The 1,861-nt window shown below is 42.9% G+C and carries 1 protein-coding gene; it reads left to right on the top strand.

What is annotated here, in order from left to right:
* Positions 1-234 precede the first annotated feature (234 nt).
* Positions 235-1,407 carry a glycoside hydrolase family 5 protein gene (locus tag WHS63_RS13190; protein WP_445205521.1) on the top strand — a complete coding sequence of 391 codons (1,173 nt, stop codon included), beginning with the start codon at positions 235-237 and terminating at the stop codon, positions 1,405-1,407.
* Positions 1,408-1,861 lie beyond the last annotated feature (454 nt).

The following is a 1,861-nucleotide window of genomic DNA, read 5'->3' as shown; positions in this document are numbered from 1 at the left end:
TGACTCAAAAGTAGACATTCCGGGTGGTATCTCAAAAATACTGCCCGGTAATTTTTTTTACCGGACAACAGTGATTAATTATCAACAAACTTAAATAAAATGTAACCTCACAAGGTGCAAAAATTGCCATATTCGAACAATAAATTTTGCGAAACACACAAAAACTGCTCAAAATTTACCTACGTTCACAAAAAAGAAACTAAATTTACCCTATAAACAAAAAACACACTACCTATGAACAGTATTGTATTTATACGGAAAGCTATGCATTGGCGACAGATTCTAAAATCGACTTTTTTGCTAACAGTCTGTCTGGCATTTTTAAGTTCTTGCCACTCAAAATCTGGAACAACGGAAAAATTCGTAATTCACAAAGGCGTTAACCTTAGCCACTGGCTTTCACAGGATTTTGGCTGGGAACCTAAGTATACCTACATCAAGGAATCGGACATCAAGTTTCTCGACAGCCTGGGGTTCGATCATGTGCGTATTCCCATTGACGAACAAGAAATATGGGATGAACAGGGCAAGTTCATTGAACCAGCTGTGAAACATCTACTGGCTTGTCTCGACTGGTGCTTGAAATACGATTTACGGGCAATAGTTGACCTGCACATCATTCGTTCGCACCATTTTAATGCAGAAAATGAAGGTGGACACAATACGCTTTGGACCGATACTGTTGCTCAACAGCACTTCGTAAATCTGTGGATTGAACTTTCGAAGATATTAAGTAAATATCCAACCAGCCATGTTGCCTATGAATTGCTGAACGAGGCGGTAGCCCCCACAGCCGACGACTGGAACCAGCTTTTCAACAAAGCGCTAAAAGCCGTCCGGCAGCTCGAACCGCAAAGAGTTATTGTGGTAGGAGCAAACATGTGGCAAACGGTTCAAAATGTTCCCCTGCTTAAATTACCCGAAAACGATACGAATCTTATCATCAGCTTCCATTTTTACAGCCCGCTTATGCTTACCCACTATAAAGCCAGCTGGACACCTCTGAAATACTTCAACGGCAAAGTTTCGTATCCAGGTTATATTATCTCTCCCACTGACTTAAAAAACTATTCCGATACTGCTTCGGAAGCAGTACGAAATATGGTACAAGAACTTGCTGAGCCATACAATAAAGAACGCATCCATGCCATGATAAAGCCTGCCATTGAATTTGCCCAGAACAAAAAACTTCCCCTTTACTGCGGCGAATTTGGGTGCCTTCCTACCGTTCCCCGTGAAGTTCGCCTTGCCTACTATAGGGATTTGATCAGCATTTTTAAGGAAGAAGGGATTGCTTATGCCAACTGGGAATACAAAGGTGACTTTGGAATTTACTTTTTCGATAACGTAAAATTAAAATCTCTCGAGCCGGATACTGCACTCATCCTGATCCTCTTAGGTAATTAATGCGCGAGGATATTGATTTTCCTATTTGCACGCGTTGGCTATTAATAAGGCATCTATTTATAATGGCATGCAATTGCCACAATCAAAAGTTATAATGCGAATTTCCTTCCAACATTTGTTATGATGATGAACACCTCCCCCCGTCCTAACGGACACCCCTCACCTTTGCAAGGAGAGGGGACGGGGGTGAGGATAAAAAGGGCGAGGAAACGAGGATGAGGCGTTGTAAAACAATACGTTGTGAGTTAGCAAAGGCCATCATCTAAGCGTTGTGCGGTGGGCTGCACAAATGCGCGGCGGTGTGGAGCAGTGAATGGTCAAAACGGCAAGTATGGCCGCAGGGGCGCTTGTCGTTTCAAAGCGTTGGCAGGAGGAAAGCCTTGAGTGGAAACGCTATAGCTATTCCATATATACAGGCCATAATAAATGCCCCGGCCAACGATTTGGCTTACCC

This window comes from Tenuifilum sp., assembly GCF_037481895.1.
In the GTDB taxonomy this organism is placed as follows: domain Bacteria; phylum Bacteroidota; class Bacteroidia; order Bacteroidales; family Tenuifilaceae; genus Tenuifilum; species Tenuifilum osseticum.
The sequence above is the reverse complement of the archived record's forward strand: the minus strand, read 5'-3'. Positions and strand labels throughout refer to the sequence as shown.